The organism is Paracholeplasma vituli (assembly GCF_025446935.1).
Lineage (GTDB): Bacteria > Bacillota_I > Bacilli_A > Acholeplasmatales > UBA5453 > Paracholeplasma > Paracholeplasma vituli.
The window spans coordinates 37,660-61,068 of record NZ_JAOEGN010000012.1 but is presented as its reverse complement, the minus strand read 5'-3'; the positions used below and the strand labels follow the sequence as shown (position 1 = coordinate 61,068).

The following is a 23,409-nucleotide window of genomic DNA, read 5'->3' as shown; positions in this document are numbered from 1 at the left end:
TTATTCATGAATCATAAAAACCCGACTGCTGTCCTACATATCGGCTTTGTCGGGTGATTAGGAATTCCACAAATTTGAGGTTATTCGATAAATCTAAGGATGTGTGTGATCACAACGTCTTGTTGTGTTTTGGTATCAATCGTAGCTGTGCCATCCCCTTTTTGAGGACCATACCATCCAAACTGTGCATGGTTCCCACCGATGATTTCATAAGCTACATAATCACTCGGTAATTTGGACGTACTGTCTGCTAGACTATTTCGATTCAATACTTTATCGAATTCAGCTGTGATGAGCACTTTACCGATAAGCTTAATGATTTTTATTAGTTTTTCCATATCAAAAGGCTTCCTTACTCTATTCACCTTAATTATATACACATACTTAATAATGGTATCTTATGTAACTATGATGAAAAAATGCTGACTTATTTAAAAAGTAAACGTTTTCTTTACAAAAATATTATGCTATAATGAAACTATGAATACAAGCTGTCTGATGTAGTATATATGATTACGAGTTGATCTATGGAAACATCATTTTTATTTAAACACAAGGAAATCGATTTCTTTATGGGTTCTTAATCGTGAATACACGGTTTAAACTATATAAAGCAATTAGAAGGGTTGTGAAATATGCGTTTTAATTCCGTATTGGCATTACAGACTTTTTATATAATTCTAGGAGGAAAAATGAAAAAACGTTTGTTTGTATTAGTATTAACTCTTTTTGTTGGAATTTTCTTAGTCGCGTGTGACGAGAAGAAACCTCCAGTTGTAGAGGATCCTGAACTCACTCAATTTCACATTTTCTTTAATGACAATGTTACGATTGATTTTGGTTCAGAGTTCAACGTATTAAGTGGCGTTACCGCTGTCGGTAACGATTATAAGGAATATACAGATAAGGTTACTTATACCTCTACTGCAACCATTTCCGCTACTCACATGCTCGATACGACGGTGAGTGGTACTATAAAGATTACTTATAGAGTCGCTGTTGGTACTGTCGTAGGCACAAAAGAACGTACAATTACCGTACGTGATGAAGCTTATGTTGAACCAGAACCTGAATGGAAAGGTTACGGCTTGACTGTGGAAAATGGTGAAAATAACGTTACTATTACTTATGAAAATACACCTGAACAATGGTGGAATAATAACGCTCAACTCGAAATTAAAGATTTTGATGGCACAAAGAACTCAATCAAATTCACCTTCACTGGTGTAGCTACTCAAACCTATCTATTTAAGATCGAAGGTGGCGGCGTCAATAAAGAAACGCCAATCATCGCGGATGGTACACTTCAAACGATCACCCTTGACTTAACTTTAATGACTGAAGCACAAAGAGATGGTCTTAACCTAATCGTTGTATTCGTTCAAACTGTCGGTGCTTCTGGTACTGTAGTTGTTAACGATTGGACATACGGCGACACCCTTGTTGTTGAAGAACCTGAGTGGACTGGTTATAACTTCACCGTTGTACAGAACGAAACTCAAGCGACATTCACTTACCCTGCAACACCAACAAACTGGTGGGAAAACAATGCTCAACTTCCAATCATTGGTTTTGACGGTACGAAGAACTCCGTGAAGTTCACCTTTACCGGTGTGGCTACACACGAATACCTATTCAAGATTGAAGGCGGTGGTGTCAATAAAGAACAAGCAATCGTTGCTGATGGTACAGAACAAACTATTACGTTAGACTTAAGTTTAATGACAGAAGCCCAAAGAAATGGTCTTAACTTAATCATCCTATTTGTTAAAACTAAAGATGCAGCAGGCTCTGTAGTCGTTAAAACTTGGGAATATGGTCCATTTATTCAACCGACTGAACCACAATGGCAAACTGCTGGTGCAGTGACTGTTGCTAAAGAAGGTACTACAGTGACCATAACATACACCAATACACCAACTGAATGGTGGAATAACCATGCGAAGCTTCAAGTCGTTGATTTCGATCAAACTAAGACTAAAATCTTATTCACATTCACAGGCGTATCCGGTCAAGAATACAAATTCAAAGTTGAAGGACCTGGTGTTGCTAAAGAAGAGGCCGTTACCGCTACTGGTGAATCACAAGTATTTACATTCGATATCTCTACACTTTCAGAAGCCCAAAGGGATGCGATTAACCTTCTTGTTGTATTCAATACAGTTGTTGGTGCCTCTGGTACAATCGTCATTACGAACATTCAATTCGCTAACTAATATTAAGAAACCGGGTATGAACCTCATGGTTCATACCTTTTTTTAATCATAGAGGCCTAAGTTCTTTAATACCATTCAAATTAAAATGACGTCTGCTCAAAAACAAAATCTATACCGTGCTTATTCGGATAATATCGATCAGGATCTCATTCCGGGTCCTAAAATGTCTTATTTGTCTTTCATTAATCAACCTAACCCTGAGGTTATGGTCGATATGAAATGTTTGGATTGTCACTTCGCTTTAAGAGTCAATTTCGCACTTTATGCAGAGTATATGAAATTAGAAAAGTCTCCTTATCCTTTAGATACTTGTCCTCACTGTAGAAAGCTTCAATTTGTGCCTTTAGACATTTATAGCAAACTCATCGATTCTAAATAGATAACTCAATCTTATTTAACCTCATCGAGGTTTTTTCACTTTTGTCTTTTTTTTGTCTCATCAATACAATTTCCTAATAAATAACAAAAAATAGACTTTTTGGGATTCCAAGAAAGTCTATTTTTTCTACTTAAGTGTACACGCCACAAAATGGCACGGTTCTACCTCATAAAAATCTAAATCTACTGAACCATTTTCTTTATATAATCTAAAATCAAACAGTTCATTTTCAGCTTCATACAAATCTATCGATTGAACCGAATCTTTACGTGCAATGTCTGTCTTTAGAAAAGCTGCCAGTAACTTTTTGGTATACGGGTGTTTGGCATTCTTAAAGATTGTTTTCACTGGCGCACTTTCAACGATTCTACCGCCATACATGACGATGACATCATCGACCATTTTAGAAACCACCCCTAAATCATGGGTAATGAATAAGATCGACGTTTGATACGTATGCTTCAATTCGTTCATTAATCTTAAAATTTCTGCTTGGATGATGACATCGAGTGCGGTAGTTGGTTCATCCGCAATCAATAGTTTTGGATTACAAGCTAAAGCCATCGCAATCATGACCCGTTGACTCATCCCACCAGATAATTGATGTGGGTAAGCTTTCATCACACGGTCTGGATTTTGAATTTTAACAATTTGTAACATCTCATACGCTTTTTTAATGGCAGCTTGTTTTGACATATTTTGGTGGATCATGAGTACTTCTGATAACTGCCGACTTACGGTTAATACAGGGTTTAAACTTGAAATAGGCTCTTGGAAAATGACTGATATATCATTTCCACGAATCTTTTGGAGTTCTCTTTGACTGTATTCGGAAATGACTTCGCCATTAAATGTAATTTTGCCTTCATAAATTTTTTGATTTTGACTGAATAGTTGGATGATGGACATGGCAGTTTGACTTTTACCACTACCTGATTCACCTACAATACCCAGAGTTTTTCCAGCATCTAAGCTAAATGATATCCCATTGACAGCCTTAACCAATCCATTTCTGGTCTCAAAATAAGTATGCAAATTTTCAACTTTTAATAGACTCATACCAAGCCACCTGTTTCTTTCATGGTTTTTAGTTTACATGCCACAAAGTGTCCCTGAGAGACTTCTACCCAATCCGGATCTGCTTCTTTTGTTTTTTCATAGTTAAATAAAAATGCATCCGTTTCATATTGAATGTCCCATACAACGGATTGGCTATTCTCATCTTCATAGGCGGGAATCGCATTTAATAGTTGTCTTGTATAGGGATGCATAGGATTATTAAAGAGTTCTTCTGCTGGGGCTAATTCTACCAAATTGCCAAAATACATGACACCAATGCGATCAGATATGTACCGAACAACCCCTAAGTCATGGGTAATAAACATATAGGTTAGTTGATCGCTTTGTTTTAATGATTGGAGTAAGTTGATGATTTGTGACTGAATTGAAACGTCTAGTGCACTCACAGCTTCATCGCATACAATGAATTTTGGTTTTAAAGCCAATGCTCTTGCAATCCCAATTCGTTGTCTTTGTCCTCCAGAAAATTGGTGAGGGTATCGATTCTTATATTGCTTATCCAAACCACACTTTTCCATCATATCTAATACATAATTTTGGTAACCCTTATTGTGCTTAGACTTGAAGAATTTGTGTATTAATAGCCCTTCTCCAATAATATCGGAGACTTTTTGTCGTGGGTCAAGTGAGGAATACGGGTCTTGAAAAATAATTTGTAAATCCTTCTTGAGTCCTCGTAGTTCTCTTTTAGTTAATGCGGATAAATCAATCCCTGTATCCCTAAACTGTTCGTATAGTTCAAACTTTGGCTGTTGTTTTAAACGCTGTCGAATACCTTCAATTTGTGCTTCAATGGCATCAACATCTTTTTGAGATGTTTGTAAAGCCAACTCAATCCGTTGTTTTTTGACTGAGTTGGCTTTCGGATTGATGGCTAGTTTTTCGACTTCAAAATCCAAGATTTGTTTTAATCTCGAATGTTTCTTTAAATGATGGTATCGATTCAATAAGATTCGACTGATTTCATCTAGATTATCGTAGGTAGCCAATCCCCCAATCAGTCTAAATGTATTGTAATACTTGTTCTCAAAATCAATTTTCTTGAGTCGATAGGTTTCATAAGAAGCTTCATCGATTCGATTCGCTTTTAATTCTTTCAACAAGGCCTGGTCTTGATCGTAAGATTTCGATACTTTCGATAATGACTGATAGACCCTTTTGACATATCGTGGCATCCAGTCATCAATGTGAACACCATAGTACAAGGAAGAACCCCCTGTTTGTCTTTGTAGCTGGATGATGGTTCTACCTAAAGTTGATTTTCCACATCCAGATTCACCGACAATCCCTAAGGTTTCACCTTCATAAATATCGATTGTCACATTTTTATTGGCTTTAACGTATTCTTTTCTGACTTGAAAAGGATGACTTTTCTTGATTGGAAAATATTTTTGTAAGTTTTTAATTGAAAGTAGTACTTTTTGATTGCTCATAGCCTTACCTCTCTCTCAATTTCGGGTCTAATGCATCTCGAATCCCATCGCCTACCATGTTGAATGCTAGGATGGTAATCATGATGGCAAGACCAGGATAAATGGTCAAAAATGTATGGGTTCTAATATACGCTCGCCCAGATGATAACATCAATCCCCATTCAGCCACACTTGCTTCTAATCCTAATCCAATGAACCCTAATCCAGCTGCTGATAAGATTGCTGTAGCGATTCCTAAACTGGACTGGACAATGATGGCTGACAAGACGTTGGGTAAGATGTGTTTCAAAATGATTCGAAAATGTGAAGAACCTAAAGCATGTGCTGCTTCGATGAATTGCTTTTCTGTTAAAGATAATACGCTTGAACGGATAATTCTGGCGAAAATTGGAATACTGCCAATGGATATCGCAACAATCATGTTAAACATACTGGACCCAAATGAAGCGACGATGGCAATTGCCAATAAAATCGAAGGAATGGAAAGTAACACATCCGATAAACGCATGATGAAAATATCGACTTTACCTTTATAATAACCGGCTAAAATGCCTAATGACCCACCGACAATTAACGCTATGGATACGGCTGATAATCCAATGACTAAAGATGTTCTTCCCCCATAAATTACACGAGAAAATACATCTCTACCTAGATTGTCTGTTCCCATCCAATGTATTGCATTCGGACGTTGTAGTGCATTGTTTAGGTCTTGTGCTTTCATCCCAAATGGTGCAATAAAATCTGCAAATAAGGTCATAAATACCAGCAAGGTAATGACAATCGCGCCTAGCATAAAGCGCTTATTGGATTTAAGTGATGACCAAATCTCCTTAAAAGGTGTCATCGGCAGTTTCGCGATGGCTTCGATTTGTTGTTTTTTTCTTAACCGCATAAAACAGCCTCCTTATTCATATTGTGCGCGAATTCTAGGGTCGATATACGCATACATAATATCTACAAACAGATTTACTAACGTAAACACAAACGCTACAAACAATACACTGCCTTGTACCATCATGATATCACGTTGTCGAATTGCATTCACCATCAGCACGCCTAACCCATTGATACTAAAAATGGATTCAGTCAATACGGCACCGCCCAATAAAGCGCCAAACTGCAACCCGATAATGGTTACAACTGGAATCAGTGCATTTTTTAATGCGTGGTCATAAATGACGCGACGTACAGAAAGGCCTTTTGCATAGGCAGTCTTAATATAATCCTGATTTAAAGCATCGATCATACTTGAGCGTGTAATCCGTGCAATCGATCCAATCGATGATGTAGAAAGTGCAATCACCGGCAATACCATTTGATCTATTCTGTCAAATCCTCCGGATGGGAACCATCTTAGGGTGAGTGAAAAGACGATGATTAAGATTAAGGATTGCCAGAATGTTGGAATCGATACCCCCAATAAAGAAAAGACCATCGTTGCGTTGTCAACAGATTTATTGGGTTTTCTGGAAGCTAGTACACCTAATGGAATGCCAATTATTGCTGCAAATGTAATGCTTAAGGTTGCTAGAATAATGGTGTTTGGTAATCGAATCAGTATTTCATCTAATACCGATCTGTTATTTAAGTATGATCGCCCTAAATCAAATCGTAAAAACACATCGCTAGCATACCTAAAATATTGAACCAAAAATGGGTCGTATAAACCCATTTCTTGTCTCAATTGATCTAAAGGTTCTGGGGATGCATTCTCACCTAAAATCATCACAGCTGCATCGGCTGGTGATAAATACATGATGGTAAAGACAATGAAGGACACCCCTATCAAAATAGGTAGGAGCCACAATACTCTTTTAATTATATATTTGTTCATTTAACCACCTTTTTAAAAAGAATGGGTTTTTTAGGCCCATTCTCCATAGATTATTTTTTGGATACACCCGCAAGGAAGTAACTACCCATTGGATGATGTTTAAATCCTACAACATTTTTGGATACTGCGGAGACATTTTCACGAGTTTGTAAAAATACCCAAGGCAATTCATCTGCAATGATGACTTGTGCAGCTTCATAAGCAGCTCTTCTGACAGCTTGGTCACTAGAATTACGTCCTGTTTCTAGGTAAGCATCTACTTGAGCATTGCTAAAGAATACACGGTTTCCTGCAGAAGGTGAACTTTGTGAATGGAACAATGGAAATAGACCGTAGTCAGCATCTGCAGTCACTGTCGTCCAACCTAACAAGAATAAATCGGCTTGTGTAGTTTCTGCTGGCTTAGCCGTTTCTTGTAAGAACGCAGCCCATTCTAATTGATTGATTTGAACTGTAATGTTGAGTTTAGCTAACTGAGCTTGAACGACTTGCGCAACTGCGATACGTTCCGCACTATTATCCCCTACATATAGTTTAAGGGTAAATCCGCCTGTTGGCCATGGCGATTGCGATAAGAATTGTTGAGCCAATGCTTCATCATAAGCATAAGGTTGTAACGCACTGTTATAGCCAAATACTGAGCTGTTGATTGGACCGCTCATTTGAGTGCCTACTTTTTGATAAACGGTTTGAATGATTGAATTCACATCCATGATATGAGCAATCGCTTTTCTCACATTTTTATCTTTTAAATAAACATTACTAGCTTGATTTAAACCTAAGTATTCAGCACCTAAATTAGGTGTATTGATCAATGTCAAATCTTTGTTTGCTTTAACGCTTGCGATGTCGGCTGGTGAAATATCATAAGCAATATCGATTTCACCATTTTCAAGTCCGATTAATCTAACGCCAGATTCACGGATGGTTCTAAACTCTAGCTTAGCGACTTTAGCCTTATCGCCCCAGTACGATTCATAACGTTCTAGGACAACTTTCTCACCGGAAACCCATTCAACAAATCTAAATGGTCCAGTACCTACAGCACTGTTCGTACCAAAATCTTCGCCTGCATCTTCAACAGCTTTCTGATTTAAAATAGCAGTCGCAGGATGCGCCATGTGTGTAATAAATGGTCCAAATGGTGTTTTAGTCCCAATTCGAATGACATATTTGCTTACAACTTCAATTTTATCTACGTCTACTGAACCCACAATATGCGCGATCGTTGGTGAAGCTAATGCGCGTTTCATCGTATACTCAACATCATATGCATCGAACAACTCTCCATTGTGGAAGGTAACACCCTCTCTTAATACGAATTCATATGTGTTATTACCAATATCTGTCCACGATAAAGCAAGCCCAGGTAATAACTCGAGTTCTTCATTTTGAAAAACAAGTGTTTCATAAATCTGTCTTGCAACACGTGTCGTTGCTTGGTCATTCGTCTTCTGAATGTCAAATGTAACGGGGTCTGCGCCATTAGCGACAACCAATGTATCTTGACTGCCACCAGATCCACATGCGGTAACCAATAATGTAAAAGCAAATGCCATTACAAGGATAATCCACTTCTTATTTTTCATCATATTCTCTCCTTTTTGATGATATTTAAGGCCTATTATCTAGTTTAAACGGGCGTTTGTCAATCTAATCTTGAAATAATTAAGAATGAAAACGTTTTACTTTATGTAGCATGTCAAATAGTGATTGATTAATAAAAGTACACAATAGTAAAGAACATAACCCGATTTTATTACTGGGTTATATCGATAATTATTTAGTTAATCGTACTTTTTGGAGCAGTTTGAATCCTTATAAAACTACTAAACAATTTCAAAGTGTGAGCATCTTTATAGGCGATATGTTCTAAATCTAGATAATATGAAAATAGTTTTGCAATATTGGTGAGCAGCGCGACATCTTTGTCTTCGAAGTGACTTCGATCGTGATGCGCGGCACATAGTGTGCCAAAACGAACCCCATTTTTAAACGATATTGGGATACCTAAATACGATCCAATGTTACAATCTTCAATAGTTTTATTCACTTTTTCGTTGAAACTGTTCTCTCTGATGTTTTCCAAAATCAATGGTTTGCCTGATGGATAATTAATTTGATTACAAATAGCATCCTCAATCGGAATTGTAATCCCTTCTTTAACATTGACATTCGTATTGTGTTTTGAAACCCTCATAGTAACTTGAACAGCCTCATTTAAAAAATTGATATAAATGACTTTATCAGGCATGATTTCTTTGGCTAGTTCAATAACGTCATTCGATAACGCATTGAAATTATGGTAGGATAAAATCGTTTGTTTGTTTATTTTCAAAGAATTGCCCTCTTAGTCATTCGTCTATTATATAAATATAATGCTTCATTTAGAAAATATTGATATGCTTTTCAGATAGTTAGTTCTTGAGCATCATAAATAAGTCTTATGTGCCGTAGTATTGAATCTTATGAATGTTTTAGTAATCCGAATAATCTCACGATATGATCGATTTTAGTTAATTGCTGTAATGTAAAACAAATTACCATGTTTCAAATAGAGACGATACCGGCTTAATCTAGCCAATATCATCACTTTTATGGATGGTTAATTTAAGAAAGGATAACTAATTACAATCTTTATCTTTGAATGCTTTTAATAACGATTGTACTAGAAGCTGTTGGCGTCTTACAGAATACAACGATTAGATTAAGTGTATCTCTTTGAGCTTCTGATAATGTGGAAATTTTTCAATTACACCAAGCGAACTTTTTGAGTTCAGATTAGAGATTTTTTAGTAAACACAACAGTATATTATCGCTTAGTGTTTTGAGAATGAATTCTCAAAAGACATCTAGGATTTGAAGTGGATAATCACATGATCACGTCATAACAAAAGTAATTCAAATCGACTAATACCGTTCCAAAAGCCGTTAAGTTGGGAATGCCCTATTTACATTCAAAATGCTTAATGATGTACCGTTCGCGTTCTGCTATTACTGGGGTGTACATTTTTGACGTTTACTCTATTTCATGATTAGACCCTATTCAATCTTCACCTATTGAAGTTCTATTACACTATCATCCAGTCAGCATAAAAAGGTTTATAAACACATAACCATCCGCCATTTTCCGCCTGGTTGGGGGTTCGACTCTTAATAAAAACAAGCGCTGCATTCACTAATTTGGACTCTAACGAATTTAATATTCATTTACGGTGTAGATATTAGACCTATACAAAAGTACTAGATCTTATAAAGGACAAAAAAAGCCTATCACTGTATGTGATAGACTGATTCGAATAAAGATGGTGACCCGTACGGGATTCGAACCCGTGAATGCATGCGTGAAAGGCATGTGAGTTAACCGTTTCTCCAACGGGCCATAATAATACATAATAAAAGCGCATAGTGGCGGAGCAGGAGGGATTTGAACCCTCGCACGAGTTTTGGCCCGTCTACACCCTTAGCAGGGGCGCCTCTTCAGCCTCTTGAGTACTACTCCAGAATGCGCTATTATATGATAACCTATTTTTGTCCTTGTGTCAACCAAATATGTGGTTTTTTTTCAAACTCAAAAAATAAAAAAAGCACTGGAGAGTTTGTGCTTTTTTTATGTTGTTTATTTATCGAGGCTCAATCATGGAGAGAGAGACTTTACCTCGTTTTTCATCTACACTTAATACCCATACTTTTACAATGTCTCCAACGGCGACCACATCTTTAGGATGTTTGACAAAGCCTTTGGAGAGTTTCGAAATATGGACTAAACCATCTTCTTTTAAACCACAATCTACGAACGCACCGAAATCGACAACATTTCGGACCGTTCCTTCTAACATCATACCAGGTTTCAAATCCTCTAAGTGAAGGATGTCGTTTCTTAATACTGGTGCGTCAAATTGGTCTCTTGGGTCTCTTTGAGGGGCAATAAATGCATCTAATATATCGTTTAAGGTGTATTTATCAACCGATAACTCTTTTTGTAGAGCTTCACGATTGATCTGATCAATGACCTTCTTTAATTCAGGTTTACCAAATTGGTCTGGTGTAATCTGATATTTGATCATGATCTGTTTTGCTGTGGCGTAAGATTCAGGGTGAATCGCGGTCATATCGAGCGCTTCATCGCCACCCACAATGCGTAAGAACCCCACCGATTGTTCAAACGCTTTGTCCCCTAAGCGAGGAACTTTTTTAATGTCTTGGCGTGATTTAAACGCGCCAAATTGGTCACGGTATTTCACGATGTTCTCGGATACCGTTTTATTTAATCCAGATACATAGGTAAGTAGTGACTTAGACGCTGTGTTGACATTCACACCGACTTGGTTAACTGCATTACTTACAATAAAATCTAGAGATTCTGAGAGTTTCTTTTGGGATACGTCGTGTTGATATTGACCAACACCAATCGATTTTGGATCGATTTTAACGAGTTCCGATAGTGGATCTTGTAAACGACGTGCAATTGAAGCTGCGCTGCGTTCTTCAACGGAATATTCAGGGAATTCTTCTCTTGCGAGTTCAGAAGCTGAGTATACCGAAGCACCGGCTTCAGAGACAATCACATATCTCGTTTGTAAATCATACTTTTTGAGTAATTCCGCTATAAACGCTTCGGTTTCTCTTGAAGCAGTACCATTACCAATTGCGATTATATCCACATTGTGCTTCGCAATAAACTGTCTGATAATCTTTTCAGATAAGGTTACGCGGTCTTCAATGTGTTCTTCACCTTTATACTTTTCGTGTGGATAGATGACACCTTTTTGCAAGACTGTGCCTTGTTCGTTGACCACACAAAGTTTGCAACCAGTACGGTATGCTGGGTCAACGCCAAGCACAACTTTATTCTTCATTGGTCTTTGTAAGAGGAGATTTCTTAAGTTCATCGCGAACACTTCGATGGCTTGATCTTCTGCTTTAGAAGTCAAGTCAGCACGTATTTCACGCTCTAAACTTGGATAGATTAAACGCTTGAGGGCGTCTTCTATCGCAGCCTCTACAACGGGTACCACAGGTGAGTTTAAATTGGTTAGAATTTTTGAACCGAGATATTTTAACATAGCAGGTGTGTTACTGTCAATAGATATCGATATGATTTTTTCATCTTCGGCTCTATTCATCGCTAACACCCTGTGTGGTGCAACTTTTGAAACCTTTTCGACATGATCATAATACATTTCGTAAGTGTGTTTTTCGTCGAGTTGTTCGCCGTTTTTCTTCACTTTCGAAGTGATTAAACCATCGACTTCCATCTCAACACGGAGGGCTTTACGGTAATCTGCATTGTCGCTCACTTGTTCAGCAATAATGTATTTAGCACCGGTTAATGCGTCTTCAATAGTAAGGACTTGATCGTTAATATACTTCTTCGCTTCCGCATTCAAATCGATTTGATTTGGGAACGTTAATATGAGTTTCGCGAGTGGCTCTAAACCCATCGCGATGGCTTCAGTTGCTTTTGTTTTTTTCTTTTCCTTATACGGGCGGTATAAGTCTTCCACTTCGACAAGCTTAGTAGAATTTAGAATGTTTTTTCGAAGTTCATCGGTCATCATCCCTTTTTCTTCAATTAAACGGATGACATCTTCTTTACGTTTTAAGAGGTTAACACCGTATTCCCAGGACTTGTGAATTTCATTGATTTGTTCTTCATCTAAGCCACCAGTAACTTCCTTACGGTAACGTGCGATAAATGGAATCGTATTTCCCTCATCCAATAAATTTAAAACCGATTCAATTTGTTTTTCCTTGATTGACAGCGTATTCGCTATTTCTTTTACTAATAATTGATCCATAGTTTATTCCACCTTTTTCGGACAAAAAGGGCTTATTCGCCCTTTTTAATTTTTGATTTGGTTTAGTACTGATAAAATGGCTGTTGGGCTAGTAGAAATTGCATTTTCGGATGCTAAAGCTTCGCCTTCGATATGAATAAGCGCAGGTCTGTTTGGTAAGAATAGACCTTGAATGTATTCAACTAATCCTTTATTATCTTTGTCATTGTAGTCAATAACATAGAAGGAATAGCCTTTTTCAGCTGCAGCGTTTGCGGCTTCGATAACAGCACTTTCTAAGGATTCACACACGGTGCATTCCTTGAAATTCCCATTATAAATGTAAACATAAACATTATGATTTACACCGGTTAAAGCATCTTCTTCATTGTCTCCAAGTAACCACTTATAATTGTCTAAAGTGATTGGTTTAATGGATTCGACATCAACGAATCGTTCATAGTTTGGTTCAGATTCTTTTAATATATAAGTATCAATAATCCAATAAGTGAGTGCACCTAATCCGACTAATAAAACACCTAATACTGAAAAAAGAATGATTTTGTTGGTTTTATTGCTTTTTTTAACTGCTGATTTAGCTGATTTCTTTTCAATTGGTTTCTTTGTATTTGTAACGCGCGGCATGTTAATCTCTCCTCATTCCTATGATATTATACAAAAAATACAGAGTTCTTACAAGTTGATTATAGAATATGGTAATTATTCCTTTATTTCAAGTAAGACGATTGCCACGGCGTAGTGGTCTGTATGTGAAATACTTAACTCTAAATGATACCTTTCTCGATTAGGAAATGCTTCAAAGTAAGGTGCACCATGTGCATCATTTAAGATGCAAATATCTTTAAAGTTCAAAGTTAAATCGCCTTGTTTTAATGCTTTGAACAGAGCTTCCTTAGCTGCAAATCGCCCCGCTAAGAAAGTCATTTTTCTATGTTCATTATGGATTGAATGAAAATATTCTAGTTCCTTATGTGCAAGTATGCGTTGAACAAATGCCTCACTGAAGGCTTTTTCAATACGTTCGATTTCGACTAAGTCGATGCCGGTTTTCATCATTTTTTGCCCTCCCGAATAAATTCTGCTAAGGCTTTTATTTTCATGAGTCTATGATTCATTCCTGATTTTGATATCTTCTGACCGGTTTCTTCCTCATACTTTTCGATTAACTCAGATAATGAAGCTTCTGGATAAGCTTCTCTTAATCGAATGGTATCCTTAAGCTTTGAATCAATAGTCCCTAAGGCTTTATTCGCTTTGATCAATTCAATATCTTCGAGTTGATCGTTCGCAGCCTCAATGGTTTTTTTCTCGTTAGCAATCTCAATATTGATTAAACGATTAATGGAGTTATTGAAGTCGCGTTTAATGCGTTCATCTTCGAACTTGAAGACCGCTTCAAACGCACCGATTGCACTTAAGAAGGCACTGATGGCTTCTGATTCCTTTAGATAGACAATCAATCCTTGTCTGCGCTTTGTTATTTTTGCATTCAAATCAAAGTGATTCATTAACCTTTGAATAAATATAGCGTCTGTTTTATTCATGACAAATAACTCTAGATGGTATGTAGGTTTAATTGGATCATTGACTGACCCCGTGGCGAGAAATGCCCCTCTTAAATACGCTTTTTTCTCTTCGTCTGTTTCGGTTAAAAATTCATATTCCATAACGTTTTGGTCCACCATTGAATGTTCATCCATGATCTTATTCACATGACTTTTAACCAATACTAAGTAACCACTTTTCTTGTTTAGCTTCATGGTTTTCTTAGAGATGATTTCCGTTTTTGCTTCATACATATTTTTAATTAAAACGAAAAACCTTCTCGCAATGGATGGGTTGTTTGTGTGAAATTCTAAGTGGACACCTTCACTCGTCAGATGGATATCTGTATTTAAGTGAAGTAGTGCAGATAACTCAGCGAGTTGTGCTTTCGCATCCGTTCGGATTTTAACAATCTCATCTTTAACCGTTCTAGCAAATGACATAATTAATCCCTAGCTTCTAAATATTTTAAAACATTTTGTACTGCGATCGCACCATCCGCGGTAGCGGTGACGACTTGTCTGATTTGTTTAACGCGAACATCACCGGCTGCGAAAAGCCCTGGTATCGCGGTTTCCATCTTTTCATTGGCTTCAATGTATCCCCAAGGATTGGTGATATTTAAGCCTTTTAACATATACGTATTAGGTAGCCATCCGATGTATTCGAAGACTCCTTTACATGGGATAATTTGGGTTTCTTTAGTATCGTTATCGGTGACTTCAACCCCTGTAATCTTATCTGCTTCAACGACAAAACGGGTCACTAAAGTATTAAAAATCACTGTTACATTGGGTTGTTTCATGAGGTGATCAATCGCTTTTTTATCCGCTGTAAAATGCGGTAGATTTTGTATAATCGTTAAATGATTCACCAAGGTTGAGAGGTATGAAGCTTCTTCGACAGCGCTATTCCCACCACCAACCACAACAACATTTTCACCTTTATAAATAGGTCCGTCACAGATGGCACACCAGCTAATCCCGTTTGAGGATAACATCTCTTCGTGTTCTAATCCAAGTTTTCTTTGAATCATACCGGACGCGACAATAACGGCTTTAGAAATATAGGTTTCACTTTCAGTTTTCACATGGAATATGTTGTCTTTCTTTATTACAGATTCGACATCGCCATAAGCATAATCCACACCTAAAGACATCGCGTGATTAAACATGTTCAAAGCCAGGTCTCCACCAGAGAGTTTCGTAAATCCCGTATAGTTCTCGATTTCTCCAGTGTTAACAATTTGTCCCCCTGGAGCGCTTTTTTCAATTATAACAGTTTTCAAATTCGCACGCATCGCGTAGATGGCTGCGGTTAAACCTGCAGGACCAGCACCGATAATCACTAAATCAACCATTTATATCACCTCTAAAATTTGTATGAGTGAATCTAAATAATAATCTGCTTGTGTTGCTTTTAAATCTTCTAAATTCCAGCTGTAGTTCATCCCAATCGTTTTTATCCCAGCCGCTTTTCCTGCAAGGATGTCATTCGGATGGTCACCTACATATATAGCATCCTCAAAATCATCGAATAGACTTAAAGCTTTATGAATGGGCTCTGGGTGTGGTTTATGATTGACCACGTCATCCATACCAATGATGATATCAATATACGGTAGTAATCCTGTAACCTTTAATCCACGTTCAACGAGAAAGTGCATTTTTGAAGAAACCACACCGGTTTGAATACCTCTTTTTTTGAGTTCAATCAAGAGTTGTAACGCCCCATCAAAAGGCTTCACAAAGGTATCGTGTAGTTCTATATTTTTCTTACGATATACTTGGATTAACCTTTGAATTTCTTGTTCGTCTGAAACGTAATTCACCAAACTCTGACTGAGGGTAGGTCCAATAAAACGGACATAATCTGAATGTGTTAATTTGAATTGTGGGAGTTCAGTTTCAAATACGTATTTAAATACGGTAATGATTAAGCGGTTTGAATCAATGAGAGTACCGTCTAAGTCAAACAAAACGGTATCAATCATTTGAAAATCCTCGGTGTAATGGTATCGACATAATCTGGAAGGTCTTTTAAGAAAATGCGTTTAGATACCAATAACGCGATTCCGCCGCCAACGAACAATAATATTGAATTCAACACGTTGATTCGGATATCGGTATTACCTAACATGAGTGGGTCTGTTCTTAAGAACTGTTCGATGACCGCTCTACCAATTCCGTACCAAATTAAATAAACACCAATCAAATCACCTGATTTTAAACCTTTTCTTCTTCTAAGGACCAGCATGAGGATTAAACCAAAGAAGTTCCATACGCCTTCATATAAGAAGGTTGGATGGTAGTAATTGGTTTCACCAACGTTTGAATCAAAGAAGTACATGTTATCAACAATAAACTTTGGTAATTTTAAGGTGTTTCTTAAGAAATCACGTGTGGTTGCGATTCCATTCGCTTCTTGATTCATAAAGTTTCCCCAGCGACCTAAGATTTGGCCAACTAAGAAACCAGGTGCGAGTAAATCAAGTAGCTTCCATATGGATAACTTCTTAATTCTAGTGAATACGATGATGAATACGAGTGTTACAATGACTGCTCCATGAATCGCTAAACCACCATTTCGGATGGCTAAAACATCCCAAATGCTATCATAAGATCCGTTCGGGTCAAAAATCACATAGTATAAGCGTGCTCCGACAATCGCTAAAGGTACAGCGAAGAGTAAACCATCGTAAATATCGTCACGTTTAACACCAATTAAATCAGCTTCTTCCATAGCTAAAATGGCTGCGAATACAATCCCTGTTAGGATAAAAACTGCGTACCATTGTACATAATCGGTACCTCTAAAAGAAATCGCAGCGGAATCGTAAGGTGCACTACCGCGTGTAGCGATTAATAATAGTAATACAAACCAAGCGACCATTGCTGAAACAATACTATAGTTACGTTTGTGTTTCTTAATATGTTCGAGTACTTTATTCATTGTGATTCTCCTCCTGTTTTTTCATATGTCGGGTGATTTCGCGTGTTAAGTTAAACGCCGCGTGATACCCCATATATTTCAATTTTTCATTCATCGCAGCACTTTCGACAAGCGTCGCGACGTTTCTACCGGGTAAGACAGGAATCGTTACTTTTGGAATTTCGGTGTCAAAATACTTGGTCGTTTCTAAATCTAAGCCTAAACGGTCATAGTATTTATTTTCTTCCCATTTTTCTAATTCAACCACCAAGCGAATTTTCTTCGTTTCGCGGTAAGCACCTACCCCAAACATCGAGACGACATCGACAATACCAATGCCTCTAATTTCAAGATAGCGTTCGAGAATCTTTGGCGCTTGACCAATTAGGATACCGACATCTTTTTGATATACATCGACTCGGTCATCGGAGATCAAGATATGCCCACGCTTAATCAGTTCAAGTGCGGTTTCACTCTTACCAATTCCGCTCTTACCAATAATCAGTGTACCCAATCCCCCAATATCCATTAACACCCCGTGAACTGTTTTACGTTCAGTGAGTTTTTCTTGAAGATAGGAATAGAGTTTTGAGTTGAGCGCGGTGGTTCTCAAATTGGATTTGAGAATCGGAATGCCATATTCATCGCCTAAGCGGATATATAGTGGTGACACATCGACATTCACAGAAAAGATAACTGCGGGTGGTCGATGGCTGAAAATATCACGAATACGTTCTTCTTGTAGGGTTAATGAGAATAAATTCGAGAACGAATTTTCTTTAGACCCAATCAAAATGACACGTTTCGCATCAAAGAAATCCATAAACCCAGCGAGTTCAATCCCTGGTCTTGAAATCATATCTTCGTAAATATAATTCTCAAGTCCTTGATTTCCTGCTAGGATGGATAACTGATTGTCTTTGACTAAATGTATTACTTTAATGCCGTTCATATCATGCCCTCTCATTCTTTCGCCCTTTAGTGCGTTCATAGGTATAGTTCATCAATAATCGTAGTACTAAGAAAAACACACTGAACCCGATGAGTCCAAATATGGTTTTAAAATGAATATCTGGCACTACTTGTTCTGTAAGGAATATCACCAAGAAACCAAACAGTGCGTAAATCAGACCTAAGGATTGGACAACCCACTTGAAAAAGTAACGTCTAATCATGAGGTTAATCATGGTATCTAAAAGTGTAAAGAAAATAACGAAGACGATAAAGCCTTCGATTGAACTCACTTCGAGTTGTCCTGTGAGACCAATAGTCGTTGACATGGCTAACGCATTGATGATAACTGCAGTCAAATAACTCATCGAGTAGGAATCGCCCTTTAAAAACGATTTAAACCCTTTCTTAGCCATCATTATTTACCCAATAAAAGCGGTTTAAGGTAGGCCCCAGTATAAGAATCTTCACATTGAATGATGTCTTCCGGTGTACCGGTCACGACGATGTTTCCACCGGATGAACCGCCTTCCTTACCTAAATCGATAATATAGTCTGCACTCTTGATCACATCTAAGTTATGTTCGATGATGACGCAGGTCGCACCTTCATCGACAATCCGGTTGATCACACTCATTAAACGTTTGACGTCATCGGTATGAAGACCGGTAGTTGGTTCGTCGAGTATATATAGTGTTTCAGGTGTGATACGTCTATATAGTTCAGAAGCGAGTTTAACCCTTTGAGCTTCCCCACCCGATAGAGTGGTTGCGGATTGACCAAGTGTCATATAGCCCAAACCAACGTCAAATATGATTTGGAGCTTTTCTCTAATCTTTGGAATATTCTCAAAGAAGTCTAATGCATTTTCAATCGTCATATCTAAGACTTCAGAAATGTTCTTACCTTTATACTTAACTTGTAGTGTTTCACGGTTATAACGGGTCCCACCACAAGCTTCACATTGTACATAAACGTCTGGTAGGAAATGCATCGTAATGCGCTTCATACCATCCCCACCACAGGATTCACAGCGTCCACCTTTAACGTTAAAGGAGAAACGGCCTTTTTGATAACCTCTTACTTTCGCTTCGTTCGTCATCGAGAACACATCGCGGATATCGTCAAAAACACCTGTATAAGTCGCAGGGTTACTGCGTGGTGTACGGCCGATTGGGCTTTGAGAGATATCAATGATTCGGTTGACGTTTTCAACACCAATAATAGCTTTATGTTTACCAGGTTCATCTTTTGTCTTATAAAGCATTCGATGAATCCCTTTATATAAAATTTCATTTACAAGTGATGACTTACCAGAACCCGAAACCCCAGTCACACAGACCAATTTTCCGAGTGGGAAAGACACATCAATATTCTTTAGGTTATTATGAGACGCACCTTGTACGGTAATAAATTTACCATTACCACTACGACGTTCTGTTGGTACGTCTATTTTAAGTTTACCGGACAAATACAGACCCGTGATACTCTTTGGGTTATCCATCACTTCTTGAGGGGTACCTGCAGCGACTAATTCACCCCCATGTACACCCGCACCTGGACCAATATCAATTAAATAATCGGCAGCCATCATGGTTTCTTCATCGTGTTCAACAACGACTAGAGTGTTACCTAAATCGCGCATCTTCTTAAGTGTATCGATTAGTTTTTGATTATCTTTTTGGTGTAGTCCAATTGAAGGTTCATCTAGGACATATAAAACCCCAGAAAGTTTGGATCCAATCTGTGTAGCCAGTCTAATACGTTGTGCTTCGCCACCCGAAAGACTCGCAGCTTCACGTGATAAGGTCAAATATTCGAGACCGACATCTTTCAAGAATGTTAGGCGTGCATTGACTTCATTGATAATACTTTCAGCAATCTTTTGTTGTTGGCTAGTAAGTTTGAAACGCTCTTTTCGAATGAGGATTTGTTCGACACTCATGTCGGTTAATTCAGCGATATTCAAGCCATCAATCTTGACGCTTAAAGCCGCTTTGTTAAGACGTTTCCCTTCACAAACTGGACAAACCTGTTCAGTCATATACGATTCAATCCATTCACGAATCCAGGTACTGCTGGTTTCGATATAACGTCTGGATAAGTTGGTTATTACACCTTCATAGATACGTACGGTTTCGTGAACGCGTCCGGATGAACTTTGGAGTTTAAAATGAATTTTATCTTTAGAACCATATAATATAATATCGAGTTTTTCTCTTTCAATATCTTTAATTGGAATATCCATATCGATGTTGTAGTGTTTACACACAATTTGAAGTTCAAGAGCTTGGAGATTTTCATCGTCTTGATTGCGATATGGGACAATCCCACCATCGTTTAGACTACGGTTGAAATTGACGACTAAATCCTCAGATACGGTGAGTTTTTTACCTAACCCATTACATTCAGGACACGCACCAATAGGGGAGTTGAATGAGAACAGTCTTGGTTCTAAGTCTGGAATTGTGAAATCACTGTCTGGACACGCATAGGTTTCACTAAATGTGAGTTTCTCACCGCCCACAATTTGGACTTCGACAAACCCACCAGACTTATTCGCAGCCAATTCAATAGCATCATACAAACGGCTTCTGACATCGTCTTTGATCACAATACGGTCAATGACTAAAGAAATGTCATGCTTCTTGTTTTTATCCAAATCTAAGATCGGTTCAAGATCGACAAGTTCGTTATTGATAATCGCTCTGACGAAGCCATCTTTGACGAATTGTTCGAGTGTTTTTCTATGTGTCCCTTTTTGAAGTTTAACCACTGGACTAAGGACCATGACACGGGTATTTTCACCTAAATCTAGGACACGATTGGTCATTTCTTCGATTGTCTGTTTTGATAGTGGAATGTCTGTGCCTGGGCAATAAGGAATCCCAATCTTCGAATACATCAAACGAAGGTAGTCGTATATTTCTGTTACTGTACCTACTGTTGAACGAGGGTTCTTAGAAGTGGTTCTTTGATCAATCGAAATCGCAGGACTTAATCCATCGATTTTATCAACATTGGGTTTTTCGAATGACCCTAAAAACTGACGGGCATAACTGGATAAGGATTCAACATAGCGTCTTTGTCCGTCTTGGTAAAGTGTATCAAAAGCCAAACTGGATTTCCCTGATCCGGATAATCCTGTCATAACTATAAGCTTATTTTTAGGTATGGTTAAATCAATATTCTTAAGGTTGTTTTCTTTAGCACCCTTAATGACTATATAATCGTTGTTACTCACTCGGAATCATCTCCTTAAATGTTTGTTCATCCAATACCGTTACACCGAGCGCATTCGCTTTTTCAAGTTTAGAACCTGCATCAGAGCCTGCTAAAACATAATCTGTCTTTTTTGAAACAGATCCACTCACTTTACCACCTAAGGATTCGATGATTGAGGAAGCTTCTTCTCGTGTAAACAGTTCAAGTTTACCCGTTAGGACAAATGTTTTATTTTCGAATAGAGGGCTCGTTTTCGATTCGCTTTGAGGCATCGAGGTTTGAATACCCAATTCGTGTAGTGTATCGATCAGATGTGTTGCATACTCACTGCTAAAGTATTGAATGACACTATTCGCAATCGCAGCGCCAATATCATCCACTGAAGTCAGTGCCTCAAAAGAAGCCGCTTTGAGTGCTTCTAAAGAAGGAAATTTTTTTAATAGTAATTTAGCTACTTTCGCTCCAACATGGTTAATACCTAATCCAAAAAGGAGTTTATCGAGGCTATTTTGTTTTGAAGCTTCAATCGCCATGAGCAGGTTATCTACCTTTTTGTCACCCATACGGTCAAGTTCAATCAATTCATTTCGATACTCTTTTAGTTTATAGATATCTAAGAAATCTTTAATGTATCCAGCTTCATAAAGTTGAACTACAATCTTCTCACCTAAGGAATCGATGTTCATTGCAGGACGGCTCGCAAAGTGAATGAGTTTCCCCACATGTTGTGCAGGGCATAATGGATTTTCACAAAACCAATCTGCTTCGCCTTCAGTTCGAGTTAACTTAGAGTTACAACTTGGGCAGTGGTCAATCATTTTGAAAGGAATTGTATTTTCGCGTTTTTCTAGTACCGGTTTTACGACTTCAGGAATGATTTCGCCTGCTTTTCTAACAATTACTTCATCACCGATTTCGATATCTAAGTTTTTGATATAGTCCTCGTTGTGTAGAGTAGCACGGGCTACCATTGATCCCGAAATTAATACAGGTGTTAATTCCGCCACCGGTGTGATGACACCAGTACGTCCTACTTGGAATGTAATCGCATTTAAACGCGTCGTGACTTCTTCTGGTGCGAATTTATAAGCTATCGCCCATTTTGGGTATTTCACAGTTTGACCGATTTGTTGATATTTAGATAGTTCATTCACCTTTATGACCACACCATCGGTATCATAAGGTAAGTTTTTTCTGAGTTCATCGTAAACACGGATTTGATGAATGACGCCTTGGATGTCTTTACTTACAACATTCTTTGGATTGGTTTTAAATCCAAGCTTGCTGAGATAATCTAAAACACCACTTTGCGTATTTACACCGTACTTTTCAGCATCTACAAGGGTGTAACAAAAAATGTCCAACCCTCGATTGGATACGACTGATGAATCTAATTGTCTAATGGTACCTGCAGCAGCGTTTCTGGCGTTTCTAAAAAGTTCTAAGCCTTCCTTAGCACGTTCTTCATTCGCTTTCTCAAAACTCTTGTGAGGCATAAATACCTCACCTCGAACTTCAAGTGTTAAAGGTAGTGAAAGTCTCATTGGTAGACTTTTAATCGTCTTAACATTTGAGGTCACATCTTCACCAACAACCCCATCACCACGTGTAGATGCACTGACAAAAACCCCATCGATATATTTGAGGTTAATTGCGAGACCATCAATTTTGAGTTCCATATTGTAAGTATATCCACTTACTTCTTTTTGAACACGTTCATCAAAATCTAATAAGTCTTGATCGCTGAACGCATTTGATAACGACATCATCGGACGTTCGTGAACCACCTTATTGAATTTATCCAGAATCACACCACCCACTTTTTGAGTCGGTGAGGATGCGCTCTTAAATTCAGGGTGTTTCGATTCCAACTCAATCAGTTCCTGCATTAAGAGGTCATACTCAAAATCAGAAATGGTTGGTTTGTCTAATGTATGGTATTCATAATTCGCTTTTTCAATCGCTTCTTCAAGCGCCATCATTCGTTTCTTAATGTCCATAAAAATCACCG

General features: G+C 37.9%; 20 protein-coding genes and 2 tRNA genes. 2 read left to right on the top strand and 20 right to left on the bottom strand.

All coding sequences use genetic code 11. From position 1 onward, the window contains the following. Positions 1-80: 80 nt before the first annotated feature. Entirely contained in the window at positions 81-338 is a 258-nt protein-coding gene (locus N7603_RS06795; protein ID WP_262096660.1) for an alpha/beta hydrolase, read from the bottom strand. Between the two features lie 354 nt (positions 339-692). On the opposite strand from N7603_RS06795, the gene N7603_RS06790 reads away from it, so the two are divergent. Beyond that, positions 693-2,216, top strand: a complete 1,524-nt coding sequence (locus N7603_RS06790; RefSeq protein ID WP_262096659.1) for a hypothetical protein — start codon at positions 693-695, stop codon at positions 2,214-2,216. A gap of 85 nt (positions 2,217-2,301) precedes the next feature. Then, positions 2,302-2,595 carry a hypothetical protein gene (locus N7603_RS06785; RefSeq protein WP_262096658.1) on the top strand — a complete coding sequence of 98 codons (294 nt, stop codon included), beginning with the start codon at positions 2,302-2,304 and terminating at the stop codon, positions 2,593-2,595. A 126-nt stretch (positions 2,596-2,721) separates the two neighbouring features. On the opposite strand, the gene N7603_RS06780 is transcribed toward N7603_RS06785, so the two are convergent. The 19 genes from N7603_RS06780 to ligA all read right to left on the bottom strand — a co-directional run bounded on the left by N7603_RS06780 (position 2,722) and on the right by ligA (position 23,398). Continuing rightward, positions 2,722-3,654, bottom strand: a complete 933-nt coding sequence (locus N7603_RS06780; RefSeq protein ID WP_262096657.1) for an ABC transporter ATP-binding protein — start codon at positions 3,652-3,654, stop codon at positions 2,722-2,724. Next, positions 3,651-5,108: an ATP-binding cassette domain-containing protein gene (locus tag N7603_RS09005; RefSeq protein WP_305071990.1), complete on the bottom strand. Its 1,458-nt coding sequence runs from the start codon at positions 5,106-5,108 to the stop codon at positions 3,651-3,653. The genes N7603_RS06780 and N7603_RS09005 overlap by 4 nt, the downstream gene beginning before the upstream one ends. Before the next feature lie 4 nt (positions 5,109-5,112). Further along, complete coding sequence (locus N7603_RS06765; RefSeq protein ID WP_262096656.1) at positions 5,113-6,003, bottom strand: ABC transporter permease; 891 nt, start codon at positions 6,001-6,003, stop codon at positions 5,113-5,115. A 12-nt stretch (positions 6,004-6,015) separates the two neighbouring features. Then, positions 6,016-6,945, bottom strand: a complete 930-nt coding sequence (locus tag N7603_RS06760) for an ABC transporter permease (RefSeq protein ID WP_262096655.1) — start codon at positions 6,943-6,945, stop codon at positions 6,016-6,018. A gap of 50 nt (positions 6,946-6,995) precedes the next feature. Continuing rightward, positions 6,996-8,534, bottom strand: a complete 1,539-nt coding sequence (locus N7603_RS06755) for an ABC transporter substrate-binding protein (RefSeq protein WP_262096654.1) — start codon at positions 8,532-8,534, stop codon at positions 6,996-6,998. Positions 8,535-8,728: 194 nt separating this feature from the next. Next, positions 8,729-9,283 (bottom strand): GAF domain-containing protein, encoded by a 555-nt coding sequence (locus N7603_RS06750; protein WP_262096653.1) that lies wholly within the window; start codon positions 9,281-9,283, stop codon positions 8,729-8,731. A gap of 968 nt (positions 9,284-10,251) precedes the next feature. Continuing rightward, positions 10,252-10,327 (bottom strand) — tRNA-Glu (locus tag N7603_RS06745). Positions 10,328-10,354: 27 nt separating this feature from the next. Continuing rightward, positions 10,355-10,447 (bottom strand) — tRNA-Ser (locus N7603_RS06740). A gap of 121 nt (positions 10,448-10,568) precedes the next feature. Continuing rightward, complete coding sequence (locus tag N7603_RS06735) at positions 10,569-12,746, bottom strand: Tex family protein (protein ID WP_262096651.1); 2,178 nt, start codon at positions 12,744-12,746, stop codon at positions 10,569-10,571. A gap of 45 nt (positions 12,747-12,791) precedes the next feature. Further along, entirely contained in the window at positions 12,792-13,370 is a 579-nt protein-coding gene (locus tag N7603_RS06730) for a hypothetical protein (protein WP_262096650.1), read from the bottom strand. Positions 13,371-13,445: 75 nt separating this feature from the next. Beyond that, positions 13,446-13,802, bottom strand: coding sequence for a holo-ACP synthase (gene acpS, locus N7603_RS06725; RefSeq protein ID WP_262096649.1), 357 nt, complete (start codon positions 13,800-13,802; stop codon positions 13,446-13,448). Next, the gene (gene whiA, locus N7603_RS06720) at positions 13,799-14,734 is read right to left on the bottom strand and encodes a DNA-binding protein WhiA (protein ID WP_262096648.1); all 936 of its coding nucleotides are present in this window, start codon (positions 14,732-14,734) and stop codon (positions 13,799-13,801) included. The genes acpS and whiA overlap by 4 nt, the downstream gene beginning before the upstream one ends. Positions 14,735-14,736: 2 nt before the next feature. Further along, positions 14,737-15,651 (bottom strand): NAD(P)/FAD-dependent oxidoreductase, encoded by a 915-nt coding sequence (locus N7603_RS06715; RefSeq protein ID WP_262096647.1) that lies wholly within the window; start codon positions 15,649-15,651, stop codon positions 14,737-14,739. Continuing rightward, complete coding sequence (locus N7603_RS06710) at positions 15,652-16,284, bottom strand: HAD-IA family hydrolase (RefSeq protein ID WP_262096646.1); 633 nt, start codon at positions 16,282-16,284, stop codon at positions 15,652-15,654. Further along, positions 16,281-17,243, bottom strand: coding sequence for a prolipoprotein diacylglyceryl transferase (gene lgt, locus N7603_RS06705; protein ID WP_262096645.1), 963 nt, complete (start codon positions 17,241-17,243; stop codon positions 16,281-16,283). Before lgt ends, N7603_RS06710 begins: the two co-directional genes overlap by 4 nt. After that, positions 17,236-18,174 carry an HPr(Ser) kinase/phosphatase gene (gene hprK / locus N7603_RS06700; RefSeq protein ID WP_262096644.1) on the bottom strand — a complete coding sequence of 313 codons (939 nt, stop codon included), beginning with the start codon at positions 18,172-18,174 and terminating at the stop codon, positions 17,236-17,238. The genes lgt and hprK overlap by 8 nt, the downstream gene beginning before the upstream one ends. A 1-nt stretch (position 18,175) precedes the next feature. Next, positions 18,176-18,592: a phage holin family protein gene (locus N7603_RS06695; RefSeq protein ID WP_262096642.1), complete on the bottom strand. Its 417-nt coding sequence runs from the start codon at positions 18,590-18,592 to the stop codon at positions 18,176-18,178. Continuing rightward, positions 18,592-21,417, bottom strand: coding sequence for an excinuclease ABC subunit UvrA (gene uvrA, locus N7603_RS06690; protein WP_262096641.1), 2,826 nt, complete (start codon positions 21,415-21,417; stop codon positions 18,592-18,594). Before uvrA ends, N7603_RS06695 begins: the two co-directional genes overlap by 1 nt. Continuing rightward, positions 21,410-23,398, bottom strand: coding sequence for an NAD-dependent DNA ligase LigA (gene ligA, locus N7603_RS06685; RefSeq protein WP_262096640.1), 1,989 nt, complete (start codon positions 23,396-23,398; stop codon positions 21,410-21,412). The genes uvrA and ligA overlap by 8 nt, the downstream gene beginning before the upstream one ends. Positions 23,399-23,409: the final 11 nt, after the last annotated feature.